General features: G+C 62.1%; 11 protein-coding genes. 5 read left to right on the forward strand and 6 right to left on the reverse strand.

Annotated elements, in window-relative coordinates:
* Positions 1–55 precede the first annotated feature (55 nt).
* From PSCI_RS25685 to PSCI_RS25695, 3 genes are all read right to left on the reverse strand, one after another.
* Entirely contained in the window at positions 56–895 is an 840-nt protein-coding gene (locus PSCI_RS25685) for a FecR family protein (protein ID WP_045492418.1), read from the reverse strand.
* On the reverse strand, positions 892–1,416 hold the full coding sequence (locus PSCI_RS25690; RefSeq protein ID WP_045492420.1) for an RNA polymerase sigma factor: 525 nt from the start codon (positions 1,414–1,416) through the stop codon (positions 892–894). Before PSCI_RS25690 ends, PSCI_RS25685 begins: the two co-directional genes overlap by 4 nt.
* A 731-nt stretch (positions 1,417–2,147) precedes the next feature.
* Positions 2,148–2,882: a FadR/GntR family transcriptional regulator gene (locus tag PSCI_RS25695; RefSeq protein ID WP_045494978.1), complete on the reverse strand. Its 735-nt coding sequence runs from the start codon at positions 2,880–2,882 to the stop codon at positions 2,148–2,150.
* Between the two features lie 149 nt (positions 2,883–3,031).
* Here PSCI_RS25695 and PSCI_RS25700 point away from each other — a divergent pair, with 149 nt between their 5' ends.
* From PSCI_RS25700 to PSCI_RS25710, 3 genes are all read left to right on the forward strand, one after another.
* Positions 3,032–3,757: a FadR/GntR family transcriptional regulator gene (locus PSCI_RS25700; RefSeq protein WP_045492423.1), complete on the forward strand. Its 726-nt coding sequence runs from the start codon at positions 3,032–3,034 to the stop codon at positions 3,755–3,757.
* Between the two features lie 177 nt (positions 3,758–3,934).
* Positions 3,935–4,957 (forward strand): FecCD family ABC transporter permease, encoded by a 1,023-nt coding sequence (locus PSCI_RS25705; protein WP_045492425.1) that lies wholly within the window; start codon positions 3,935–3,937, stop codon positions 4,955–4,957.
* The gene (locus PSCI_RS25710) at positions 4,954–5,745 is read left to right on the forward strand and encodes an ABC transporter ATP-binding protein (RefSeq protein ID WP_045492427.1); all 792 of its coding nucleotides are present in this window, start codon (positions 4,954–4,956) and stop codon (positions 5,743–5,745) included. The genes PSCI_RS25705 and PSCI_RS25710 overlap by 4 nt, the downstream gene beginning before the upstream one ends.
* Here PSCI_RS25710 and PSCI_RS25715 read toward each other — a convergent pair.
* On the reverse strand, positions 5,742–6,416 hold the full coding sequence (locus PSCI_RS25715; protein ID WP_045492429.1) for an RraA family protein: 675 nt from the start codon (positions 6,414–6,416) through the stop codon (positions 5,742–5,744). The two genes, PSCI_RS25710 and PSCI_RS25715, sit on opposite strands and share 4 nt — an antisense overlap.
* A 230-nt stretch (positions 6,417–6,646) precedes the next feature.
* Between PSCI_RS25715 and PSCI_RS25720 the strand changes: the two genes are divergently transcribed.
* Entirely contained in the window at positions 6,647–7,621 is a 975-nt protein-coding gene (locus PSCI_RS25720) for a hydroxyacid dehydrogenase (RefSeq protein WP_045492431.1), read from the forward strand.
* 83 nt (positions 7,622–7,704) lie between these two features.
* Positions 7,705–9,033 carry an MFS transporter gene (locus PSCI_RS25725; protein WP_045492433.1) on the forward strand — a complete coding sequence of 443 codons (1,329 nt, stop codon included), beginning with the start codon at positions 7,705–7,707 and terminating at the stop codon, positions 9,031–9,033.
* Positions 9,034–9,075: 42 nt separating this feature from the next.
* On the opposite strand, the gene PSCI_RS25730 is transcribed toward PSCI_RS25725, so the two are convergent.
* Both PSCI_RS25730 and PSCI_RS25735 read right to left on the reverse strand, forming a co-directional pair.
* The gene (locus PSCI_RS25730; RefSeq protein ID WP_045494983.1) at positions 9,076–9,765 is read right to left on the reverse strand and encodes an IclR family transcriptional regulator; all 690 of its coding nucleotides are present in this window, start codon (positions 9,763–9,765) and stop codon (positions 9,076–9,078) included.
* Between the two features lie 245 nt (positions 9,766–10,010).
* Positions 10,011–11,021, reverse strand: coding sequence for an AraC family transcriptional regulator (locus PSCI_RS25735; RefSeq protein WP_045494989.1), 1,011 nt, complete (start codon positions 11,019–11,021; stop codon positions 10,011–10,013).
* Positions 11,022–11,408: the final 387 nt, after the last annotated feature.

The raw sequence follows: 11,408 nt of genomic DNA on the forward strand, positions 1-11,408 counted from the left end.
CAGGGTTCCTGAAGACAGCCGCCACAGCAGGCACGCAACCCTACCTGCAACGGATTTATTTTTTCACAGCGCGGCGGTTCAGCACTGGCGAGCCATCGGCGGCGCGGCTCAGCTCGACCGGCAGAACCTTGGGCAGCAGGCTCAGCAGGTAGTCCAGCCGTTGGCTGTCGAAGCTGCCGGTGACCGGCAGTTGCGCCAGGCCCGGGTCGCCAAGCGCAATTGGCAAGCCAGTGTGGCGTTCAATGGCATCGAGCACTTCGCCCAGCGGCGTGCGATCAAACACCAACCGGCCTTCAGTCCAGGCGCCGACTCCCTGGACATCGACTGCGCCGGGTGCAGTGACCCGGCCATGGCTGACCAGCACCTGCTGGCCCGCCACCAGTGCCACGGCGCTGTCTGCGCCTGCCACCCTGACCTTGCCCTGCTCAACGCTGACACGCGCATCATCGCCATGCCGGCTGACGTTGTAACGGGTGCCCAGCACGCTGATCTGCGCGGCACCGGCCTGTGTCTGGAATGGCCGGTAAGTGGCCGGCGCGACCTCGAACAGCGCCTGACCGGCCAGCAGCTGCACACGGCGGCTGCGCAGATGCCAGCCCACCGTGACCTGGCTGGCGCCATCAAGGGTCACGACGCTGCCATCGGCCAGTGCCAGGCGCTGCAACTGGCCACGGGCAGTGGCGTACTGCTCGGTGCGATAGGCCGGGTCCAGCCACCACAGACCGGCGGCCAGACCGAGGATCATCAAGCCGATGCCAAGGGTGGCGGGCGCCGGCCGGCGGTTTTTCTTCACCGGTGAAGGCAGCGGGAAACGCTGTTTGAGTTGCTCGCGGTGGCGTGCGATGGCGTGCTCGGCAGCCGTCGGTTCAACGTGTTGCGAAACGGGTCGGGTCATGAAGAGACGCTCGTCTGGTCCAGCCATTGCAGGCACTTGCGCATGCCCACCTTGAGATGCTTTTCCACCGCCTTGACGGAGATCCCCATCCGCTCGGCCACTTCCTGCTGCGACAGCTCATGGAGTTTGTGCATCACGAACACCTGCTGGCAACGCAGCGGCAAGCGTTCGATGGCCGCGCACAGCTGTTCCAGTTCGACACCTGCCGCATGGTGACGCTCCGGCCCTGGCGCCTGGCTGTGAATGTCGGGCAACTGCGCCTGGTCGTCGACCCACGCCTGGCGCCGGCGCTCGCTGCGATAGTGGCTGACAGCGCGGTCATGGGTGATCTTGCGCAACAACGCCAAGGGCACTTTGACGCCGTCCTTTTCTGGCGCTTCGAGCAGTTGCAGGCACACATCGTGGACCACTTCACGCGCCGCATGCCGGTCACCGAAACGGCGGCGCAGCGAATCCACCAGATCGTCATAGTGATGAACCAGCCAGGCAACCAGAGTCGATGGGGTCGGTGTACGGGACACAATCGCAAGCCACGCAGTGAACGGCTCGCAAATATAAGTGAGAACTCTTTTCAATTGAAGCTTTAGTAGCGATTTGTAATCGCCACCGCAAAACCTTGTGTGGCGCGCTGGCTCTGATGAGCCAAGACACCGCCCGACAGCCTCGCAGGCCGCGCCAGAGCCTTTCACCTTTAAAAGTCATCATACAATCACGAGATCTTTATCCCTTTTTCTCCGCCCAAGCGACGAAAAAAGCATATTCACAGCGAGAAAAAATAGATTATTACAAATGTCATAACACAACACGGGTTGACATATCCCCTTTATGACCCGAATAATCGGCCCACGTTGTATGACAACTTACGTTGCAAGGCCCCCAATAATTACAAGCAGGCCACCATGCCCCTTACCCGCATCTACATCGAGCAATGCATTTTTCGCAGCGTCATGCCTGTAATCGCGATCGCTCCTGCGCGGCCCCGGCTCGTCTCACGTGGACCTGTTTCCTTTTCGAGCAGTCGGGTGCCTCCTCGCACCCGTCACAGCGGATCAGTAGTGGCGACGCTATCCAGGCTGTTTTTGCTCGCTTTACCCACGGCACCTCTAAAAACTACCTGCTGGCTGGACGCCTGCGGCGCTACGCGCGCCATCGCTGCGCTGGCTGCCTCGCCCAGGTTTTTAGAGGCACCCTCGTTTTTAGAGGCACCCTCCAGCACCAGCAGCCTGCCCTGTCCGGCGTGGCGTGCAGCCGTCTAAGGCGCGTACTGCGCCTGAGTCCTGCGCAGCCTCATGCGGCTGTTGTTCAAATGCAGGTACATCGCCGCACGGGCGGCATCGGCATCGCTGTTGGCGATGGCATCAAAGATTTGCCGATGCTCATCGTTGATCCCCTGCAGGTACGCACGCCGGTCGCTTTGCCCGGTGTAGGCGGAGTTCATCCGGGTTCGCGGAATCAGCTTGGTGCCCAGGTGCTTCATGATGTCGATCAGGTAAACATTGCCGCTGGCCTTGGCGATTTTCAGATGGAACTGGAAGTCGGCATTGATGGTGCTGCCGGATTTCTCCGGACCTTCGAGCAAGGCGTCGAAGGCGCGTTTGAGCTCCTGCAGGTCCTCGGGGCTGCGCCGCTCGGCAGCCATGCCGGCGGCTTCGACTTCAAGGCTGAGGCGAAACTCCAGAAGGTTGAGTACGTCAGCCAGGGTGGCGATGGTCGCCGGCCCCACGCTGAAGCCTTCCGGGGCCGGCATGTCCAGGACAAAGGTCCCGACCCCGTGACGGGTTTCGACCAGCCCGGCGGCCTGCAGGCGCGACAGGGCATCACGCACCACCGTGCGACTGACACCTTCGGCCTGCATGATATGGACTTCGGCGGGCAGTTTTTCCCCACGCTGCAGTTCGCCGCTGCGCATCCGCTGGGCGAAGCGGTCTACCAGGCTTTCGGCCAGGCGGCGATGGTTCTTTTGCGAGATCAGGAGGTTGTCGGACATTGCAGCCTCGTTTTTGTCGAATGCGCGAGTATAGGCCGGCATGCTGGCAAACATGTGAAAAGGTCGTCAGACCACCGGTCCTTCATTTAGCTAAAATACCTCATCAGTGCGGTTATAATCCGCTCCCCTACAGGATCCGACCCATAGACATGGACCACTCTTCTTCGCCTCCAGGGCAGCGCAAGAAAAACCTGACCCAGCAACTGGTTGCCGAGTTTTCCCGCAAAATCCGCGAAGGCGAGATCCAGAGCGGCGAAAAGCTGCCTACCGAGCAAGTCCTCACCCGCGAAAACGGGGTCAGCCGCACGGTAGTGCGCGAAGCCATGGCACGCTTGCAGGCCGAAGGGCTGGTAGAAACCCGCCACGGTATTGGCACGTTCGTGGTCGATGCCACTGCCCCGCGCAGCGCGCTGGCCGACGCGCCACCACAGGCCGCCGGCAGCCCTCAGGATGCGACCGCCATTCTTGAACTGCGCCTGAGCCTGGAGCCTGAAGCCGCCGCGCTCGCTGCCCGGCGGCGCAGCACCGAACAGCTGGCGAACATCGAACAGGCGCTCAGCGACCTGCAGAACTGCGCCGCGCGTGGCGCAGACACGGTAAAGGCCGACCATGAGTTTCATCGCAGCATCGCGCTGTGCACCGACAACAGCTTTTTCATTGATGTGATGAACCAGCTGGGCAGCAGTATCCTGCCACGTGTCGGCGTCGGTTTCGGCAATCTGCCGGTCGCGGCTGACAGCGGCGACCCCGGCGCCCAGACCCGCGAGCAAGAGCAGATCTACAGCGCCATTGCCCTGCAAGACCCGGAAGCCGCCAGGGCCGCGATGCGCCTGCATTTGCGCAACGGCCTGCTGCGGGTGTCGGGCAAACATTAGGCTGCCCATTAGCCACTCACTGGCAGATCGTTTACCATGCCAGCCCGCCGGTTCAGCCAAGGCTGACCGGCAGTCGTCTGGCTGCCTGCGCAAAGGCCATGTCCCTGCCCTCCCCCTCTGTGTGTCTGTACGTATGAGCTACCCACACCCTGTCGCCAGCTGCGCTGATTCGTGCCAATGAGGCTGTCGATTCTGGCGCTGCATGTCCTCTGGGTCAGCGCGTTGTTGCTGGCAGCCGTGATTGCCGGTGCCGCGATTGGCGAAACCCGCATCAGCCCCGAGGTGGTCAGTCAGATTCTGGCCAACAAGCTGTGGAATGCCGGTTACCCGGTGGACCCCATCGATGAAGGGATCATCTGGAACTACCGCCTGACCCGTGCGATTGTCGCCGCGGCCTGCGGTGCCGGGCTGGCTATCTCCGGGGTGGTATTGCAGTCGCTGCTGCGCAACCCGCTGGCCGAGCCCTACTTGCTGGGTATTTCCGCTGGTGCCTCGACCGGCGCAGTGCTGGTTGCCCTGCTCGGTATCGGTGCCGGGGCCATTTCACTGTCGGCCGGCGCATTTGTCGGCGCCATGGCCGCCTTCGCCATGGTCGCGTTGCTGGCTCGCGCCTCACAAGGCGCTGCGGCTGCCAGTCATATCATTCTTGCCGGGATCGCCGGCTCTCAGCTTTTCAATGCGCTGACCTCGTTCATGATCACCAAGTCGGCCAGTTCCGAGCAGGCCCGCGGCATCATGTTCTGGCTGCTGGGCAATCTCAGCGGCGTACGCTGGCACTCGGTGGCCCTGGCGGTGCCGGTGGTGCTGGTCGGGTTGCTGGTCTGCGTCTGGCATCGGCGGGCGCTGGATGCGTTCATGTTCGGCAGCGACTCGGCGGCCTCGCTGGGCATTGCGGTACGGCGAGTACAGATCATGCTGATTGGCTGCGCGGCGCTGGTGACCGCGGTGATGGTCTCGATCGTCGGCTCGATTGGCTTCGTCGGCCTGGTGATTCCCCACGCCATACGCATGCTGGTTGGCGTGCGCCACGCCCGGCTGATACCGCTCAGCGCCTTGTGCGGGGCGTTGTTTCTGATTGCCGCCGATGTCCTGTCGCGTACCCTGATCAAGGGCCAGACCCTGCCCATCGGGGTCATTACCGCACTGATCGGCGCACCGGTTTTTGCGCTGATTCTGATTCGCGGCAACCGCTCACGATGAACGCCTTCTCCACACCACTGGACACCCCGGCGCTGAGCTGCACGGCGCTGAGCTATGGCATCAAGGGCCAGCTGCTGTTGCAGGAGGTCAGCCTCAGTGTGATACCGGGAGAGACCCTGGGCCTGGTCGGCCCCAACGGCTCGGGAAAATCGACTCTGCTCAAGCTGTTGTCCGGCATCCAGGCGGCGTCAGCTGGCGACGTGCAGCTGGGCGGCGAGCCGCTGCAGAAGCTGGGACGACGCAACGTTGCCCAGCGCTTGGCGGTGGTCGAGCAACAGGCGCAAACCGCCGACCACATTACGGTGCGCGATGTCGTGGAACTGGGACGAACGCCCTGGCTGTCGGCACTGCAACCCTGGGGGGCTGATGACCAACGAATCGTCCAGCAAGCGATGACCGATGTAGACCTGCTGCATCTGGCCGGCCGCCAGTGGCAGACGCTGTCCGGCGGTGAACGCCAGCGCACGCATATCGCCCGTGCCCTGGCCCAGCAACCGCAAGTGCTGCTACTGGATGAGCCGACCAATCATCTGGACATCCAGCATCAGCTCAATATTCTCGGGCGGGTCAAGCGCTTGTCGCTGACCACCGTGATCGCCCTGCACGACCTGAATCAGGCCCTGGAATGCGACCGCCTGGCCCTGCTCCACGACGGACGGCTGGTGGCGCTGGGCAAACCACTTGACGTGTTGACCCCGGAACGCCTGCGCAGCGCCTTTGGCGTGCAGGGCCACTGGCTGACCGACCCGCTGGACGGCAGCCAGATCCTGCGTTTGCGCCCGCTTTAAGGCAGTTGGCAGCCCTTCTTCTTCAGGCTTTCGATCACCCAGGAACGGTCATTGGTGCCCTCGGCAATCTGCTCCAGCTGTTTTTGCTCGGCACCGTGTTTGGCCGCCGCACGCTCGTAGACCTCAGCGACCTGGTCGTAAGGTACACACAGCAGGCCGTCTTCATCACCAATCACCAGGTCACCGGCCTCGATCACCATGCCGTCGATGGCAATCGGCACGTTGATTTCGCCCGGCCCATCCTTGTAAGGACCGCGGTGCGAGATACCGGCAGCGAACATCGGGAAATCACCGGCACCGATGGCGCCTGCGTCACGAATCGCACCGTTGATCACGATACCCGCCACACCGCGCTTGACCGCGTAGGCCACCATCATTTCACCGATCAATGCGTTGCTCAGATCGCCGCCGGCATCGACAACGATCACGTCGCCTGGCTGGGCGATGTCGATTGCGTAATGCAGCATCAGGTTATCGCCCGGCCGCGCCTTGACGGTCAGCGCAGGACCGGCCAGCACGCCTTCGCGGTGCATGGGGCGCAGTCTGGCGCCACCGGCTGTCATGCGGTTCATCGAATCGCTGACATTGGCAACCGGCACCTCGCGATAGCGCTCAACCCATTCGGCACTGACTTTGCGGGCCTGCTCCAGCACTCTGAATCCAATGCTCATTCTGATGTTCCTCTGTTGGTCTTGTAAGGGAATCTCCGCGGGCAAGCGAAGCTATTTTCAGAATGGCATTTCATTTTTTATATTTCAATAGCGATAAAAACAGAATATCGAGCTTTAAAAATACCAAAACAGGTGATATTGAAACGTCATTCTATTGTGTTAGGGTATTCATCGTCCGACCGTTGCCCACCGGCAGCGTCTGAAGACACCGACAACAACAAGGTGTAACCATGACCCGTACCATTGTGCTGACCGGCCCGGCACTCACTGCCGAAGCCATGAACCACGCTGCCGCCCATGGCGTCAGAGTGATCCCGACCACGCCGTATGCCGCCGACGAACTGCTCGCAGTGATCCGCGCCGAACAGCCGGATGCAATCATTGTTCGCCAGGGCAAACTGACCCGCGAAATGATCGAAGCGTCGAGCAAGCTGTCGATCATTGCCAAGCACGGCGTGGGCTACGACACCATCGATATCCAGGCAGCGGCCGACAACAAGGTGCCGGTCACCATCGCGCTGGGCGCCAATGCGCAATCGGTGGCCGAGCATGCCTTTGCCCTGATGTTCAGCGTGGCGCGCCAGACCGCGCTGCTCGATGCGCGGATGCGCGACGGTCATTGGGACAAAACCACAGCCAACGGCGTGGAGCTGTTCGGCAAGACCCTCGGCCTGGTGGGCCTGGGTTCGATCGGCGGGATCCTGATGGATCTGGTTGCACCGCTGCGCATCAAGGTCAAGGTCTATGACCCCTTCCTCAAACAGTTGCCCGAGCGCGAACATGTCGAACGCGAGGAAGACTTCTATCGCCTGCTGCAAGATTGCGACATCATCAGCCTGCACTGCCCGCTGACTGACCACAATCGCAAGTTGTTCGGTGCCGAGCAGTTCCAGCGCATGCGCCCCGCGAGCCTGTTGATCAACACCGCCCGTGGTGAGCTGATCGATACCGAGGCACTGATCCACGCCCTCAGCGAGCGGCAGATTGGCGGCGCCGGCCTGGACACCTTCCACCCCGAGCCATTACCGGCCGACAGCGCGCTGTTCGGCCTGCCGAATGTCGTGGTCACCCCGCACGTCGGTGCCAATACCACCGAGGCACGTGACCGGGTCGGCCTGCTGGCCCTGCAACAGATTATCGGCCTGTGGAACGGCAGCGCGCCCGAGCCACGTGCGGTGGTCAACCGTCACCTGCTTGACAACTGATTACCCGCAGCGTTAATGCGCTCCTGACGGCCGATGCCAGGGAGCGCCCGTGATACTCCATAAAAACAACAGCGGAGAGTCCCATGACCTCAGCCACTGATTCGCCAAGCGAGCTTGAACGCTCAACCATGCGCCGGGTTGCCTGGCGCATCCTGCCCTTCCTGATCGTTTGCTACCTGATCGCGATCATCGACCGCGGCAACATCGGCATGGCCGCGCTGCAGATGAACGAAGACCTGGCGCTGTCCGCCAAGGTGTTCGGTTTCGCCAGCAGCCTGTTCTTCTTCGCCTACTTCCTGGTTGAAGTGCCCAGCAACCTGGCCATGCAAAAGTTCGGCGCCAGGATCTGGATCGCCCGGATCATGATCACCTGGGGCCTGATCTCGGCCGGTACCGCCTTCGTCCAGGGCGCCAACTCACTGTACGTGATGCGTTTTCTGCTCGGCGCCGCCGAAGCGGGCTTCTTTCCCGGCGTGTTGCTGTACCTCACCTACTGGCTGCCATCGGCGTATCGCGGGCGCATGGTTGCGCTGTTCATGGTGGCGATTCCGGCCGCCAACTTCATCGGCTCACCGCTGTCAGGCCTGTTGCTGAGCCTCGATGGCTGGCTGGGCATGCGCGGCTGGCATTGGCTGTTCATCCTCGAAGGTATTCCGGCCGTGCTGCTGGGCATCGCCTGCCTGTTCGTGCTGACCGATAAACCCGAGCAGGCCAAATGGCTGACTGACGAGCAGCGCAACTGGCTGGTCCAGCGGATCGCGCAAGAGAACGCCGGAAAAAAAGCCATCGGCCACATGTCGCTGTGGAAACTGCTGCGCCACAAGGACATCTGGGTCATGGCGCTGATCTATTCCGGTGCTTCGGCAGCCGGCAGCACCCTTAGCGTATGGGGTCCGCAACTGCTCAAGTCGTTCGGCCTGACGTCCATGGAAGTCGGCCTGGTCAACGCCATTCCTTATGGCCTGGCGTCGGTTCTGATGATCGTCTGGGGCCGCAGTTCGGACCGCTCCGGCGAGCGTCGCTGGCACACCGCGTGTACCCTGCTGCTGATCTCGGTCGGCTTGTTGATGACCCTGTTCACCACCAACCTGGCCTTGACTGTGTTGATGCTGAGCCTGGTACTGATCGGTGCCTACTCGATGAAAGGCCCGTTCTGGGCGTTGGCGTCGGGCTGGTTGTCGTCATCGACAGCGGCAGCGGGCCTGGCGGCCATCGGCGCAATGGCCAACCTGATCGGTGGCGGCATCATGGTCAACGTCTATGGCGCGATCCATGACGCGAGCGGCAGCCACTCGCTGGCACTGATGCCACTGGCGGCGCTGTGCGCGGTGGGTGCATTCCTGGTGGTGGTCATGGGCCGCAAGCGTCAGGCCGAAGCGGCTGCCCAGGACAAGGCAGCCACCAGCCACTAGCCAAGTGCAACAGCGAGCAGCCGCTATCGGCGCTGCTCGCGATCAGCCCTTGCAGCCCAGACTGCGCATCAGGGTCTGAGCCGCTTCATGCAACTGCCCCTGCACCGTGCGTGCATAGTCTTCGGTCAGCCGGCTGGCCGGGCCGGAGACCACCAGGGCGCCGACGATTTCATGTTGAGCGTCGTAGATCGGCAAGGCCATGGAGGCTGCATGCGGGTCGGTCATGCCACAGGAGTAGAATGCCACCTCCAGCGCAGCGCCTTTCTCGAACGGCGTGCGCAGCGCCTGGGCCCCGGCCGCGTTGTCCATCGGCCGCATGTCGCCCGGTTGCAGTTGCATGCGCAGGCGATGCGGTGAGTTGACCCGGTACTGGCACAAGCGATATGCGCCGTGGCGTACGTAGAAGGATGTGGTTTCGCCGATGGCGTCGGTCAACTGGTGCAGCAGCGGCATGATGTGCCGCTCCAGGTCCAGGGCGTCCTGATACACCGCATTCAGGCGCATGACTTCACTGGCCAGTTGATAGCGGCCGTCGGCCATGCGATTGATCAGACCGTGGGTTTCCAGTGAGACCATCAGGCGCATGATGGTGCTTTTGTTCAGTGCGGTGCGGTCGGCGAGCTCGACCAGGCTCAATGCGCCATCCCCGATGCGAAAGGCCGTCAGCACGGTCAATACCCGGTCGGCCGATGCGACCCCGCTGACCGCCGGACGCGGTTTGACTTTTACCATCTTGCACACCTCGATTCTTGTGACCCGGCAGTCCAGCACGGGGCAATTTTGGCGGGGATTATCCGTCATGCGGCGTATCACCGCCATCGTCGGTGTGGCTTTGGCTATTACTGCGAACGCGCCGCCGTCTTCGCTAGCAACCGGAGCGCCGGCCGGCTGCTCCCACAAAGGTATGCAGCGCCTAACTGAACAGTATTGGCTGGGCTGCGATCAACGGCTACTGCGCTTTGTGGCCCAGCGTCAGCTCAATGCGCCCCAAACCTCTGTTGTTCAACCCGCTGCCGGGTCATGGTCGGGGTTTCGTTGAACAGTTTGCGGTATTCGCTAGAGAACCGGCCCAGGTGGCTGAAGCCCCATTCCATGGCGATGACCGAGATGTTGCGTGAGGCTCGGCTTTCCAGCAATTCCTGGCGTACGGCGCTGAGGCGGTATTTTTTCAGGTAGGCCATGGGCGAGAGTTCGAAGTGTCGGCGGAAGGCCTCGAACAGTTTGAAGCGTGACACCCCGGATGCCGCCTCGATGTGCTCCAGATGCAGTTCGTCGCGGGCATGGGCGTGGATGTAGTCGCGGGCGCGGATCAGGTAGTGCGGCAGGCGCACTTCCAGGCTTTCACGCAGTTGTGCTGAGTAGTTGTTCGGCTGCGAGAGGATCAGGCCTTTGACCAGCGCGCTTTCCAGGTCGCGGCTGAACAGCGGCTGGCTATACAGATCACCGAGCTCCATTTCATCGATGAAGTGCCGGGCCATTCGCCACCAGGAAGCGGTCGCGCCGTTGACCGCGTCCATCCGGGCGCTGAAGCGCAGCGCTTCATGAAGCGGCCGCTGCAGCATGTCTTCCAGCGTCTTGTGCATCGCTGCGCGACTGATCACCACCTGCAACTTGCGACAGTCACCCGTGATGTTCAGCTCCTGGCTCTCGTTGGGGGCGACGATCAGGCCGTACTCACGGTCCGAATGCAGCCGTTCACCGGCCTTGAGCAGCTCCTGCTCACCACTGAGCGGCAGGCTGATGCTGAAGCTGTTAAAGCTGTCCGGGTCGGCGATGCCGACGGTGACATCGGTGCCGTACTCGATGATCCCCAGGGTGGTGGACATCGAACGCAGTACGCTGGCGCTGTGGCGGAACTGGATGCGCCCTGGCCGGCTGGCGACCAGTTGATGCGGCCCGCAGATGTTCGACATCCACGAACGGGCCCCGGCAAGATCGAAATGATCGGCATGGATATCACGTAACTGTGATTCAGGCTTCGGATTCATCACGGCACTCTCAGGCTTGTTTTTCTGATGCGCGCTCTGCGGCACGTCTGGCGTTTCTTTAATGCAAGCAATGCAAGGCCCAGGCCACGGGCAATGCTGATCTAACCATAACTGACTATCCGGATAATGTTCGCCAACATTGCGGATAGGCCCGCCTGATCGCAAAACCTTCAGGGCTTTTCCAGGCCCCCGCGTTAGAGCCGTTGCTGCGCCATAGAGCAGCACGCCAGGGCCTTCGCGCTGCAACAGCGTGCAGCGCCAACCCGAGACGCCCGCTCACTGGCAAATGGGTAAGACCGACACAGCACTGTTACCGCCGCCCTGCTGCCGAATGGCAGGTGCTGATTTTACGGATAGCAATCGCCGACAAACCGGCCTGAACAACTC

Origin of the sequence: Pseudomonas sp. StFLB209 (assembly GCF_000829415.1) — a bacterium.
Lineage (GTDB): Bacteria > Pseudomonadota > Gammaproteobacteria > Pseudomonadales > Pseudomonadaceae > Aquipseudomonas.

Excerpts from the sequence above, each read along its gene's own strand:
- PSCI_RS25685 (WP_045492418.1), bottom strand. The coding sequence starts at position 895 with ATGACCCGACCCGTTTCGCAACACGTTGAACCGACGGCTGCCGAGCAC.
- PSCI_RS25695 (WP_045494978.1), bottom strand. The coding sequence starts at position 2,882 with ATGTCCGACAACCTCCTGATCTCGCAAAAGAACCATCGCCGCCTGGCC.
- PSCI_RS25700 (WP_045492423.1), top strand. The coding sequence starts at position 3,032 with ATGGACCACTCTTCTTCGCCTCCAGGGCAGCGCAAGAAAAACCTGACC.
- PSCI_RS25705 (WP_045492425.1), top strand. The coding sequence starts at position 3,935 with ATGAGGCTGTCGATTCTGGCGCTGCATGTCCTCTGGGTCAGCGCGTTG.
- PSCI_RS25710 (WP_045492427.1), top strand. The coding sequence starts at position 4,954 with ATGAACGCCTTCTCCACACCACTGGACACCCCGGCGCTGAGCTGCACG.
- PSCI_RS25715 (WP_045492429.1), bottom strand. The coding sequence starts at position 6,416 with ATGAGCATTGGATTCAGAGTGCTGGAGCAGGCCCGCAAAGTCAGTGCC.
- PSCI_RS25720 (WP_045492431.1), top strand. The coding sequence starts at position 6,647 with ATGACCCGTACCATTGTGCTGACCGGCCCGGCACTCACTGCCGAAGCC.
- PSCI_RS25725 (WP_045492433.1), top strand. The coding sequence starts at position 7,705 with ATGACCTCAGCCACTGATTCGCCAAGCGAGCTTGAACGCTCAACCATG.
- PSCI_RS25730 (WP_045494983.1), bottom strand. The coding sequence starts at position 9,765 with ATGGTAAAAGTCAAACCGCGTCCGGCGGTCAGCGGGGTCGCATCGGCC.
- PSCI_RS25735 (WP_045494989.1), bottom strand. The coding sequence starts at position 11,021 with ATGAATCCGAAGCCTGAATCACAGTTACGTGATATCCATGCCGATCAT.